The following is a 243-nucleotide window of genomic DNA, read 5'->3' on the forward strand; positions in this document are numbered from 1 at the left end:
TGACAGTGTTGCTTTTGTTAAGCAATTCGGATATGCTGATCAGGTAAGTTATGTTTCTACCGGTGGTGGAGCAATGCTTGAAAGTCTTGAAGGGCTTGAGTTACCAGGTGTAGCTGCAATCAACAATTAATAGAAATAACTAGATATTTTAACGCCTGCTAATATAATTAGCAGGCTTTTTTTATTTATTAAATTGTTGGAAAATCCTTTATTGATCAGTGTTTCCAATCTATTTTAGATATA

At 33.3% G+C, this 243-nt stretch carries 1 protein-coding gene; it reads left to right on the forward strand.

The window, feature by feature from the left end:
* Positions 1-130, forward strand: a 130-nt coding sequence (gene pgk, locus AB0T83_RS20510; protein WP_366195038.1) for a phosphoglycerate kinase, incomplete at its 5' end; no start/stop codon positions are given.
* Positions 131-243 lie beyond the last annotated feature (113 nt).

It is taken from the genome of Meridianimarinicoccus marinus (assembly GCF_040689105.1).
Classification (GTDB): Bacteria; Pseudomonadota; Alphaproteobacteria; order Rhodobacterales; family Rhodobacteraceae; genus Meridianimarinicoccus; species Meridianimarinicoccus marinus.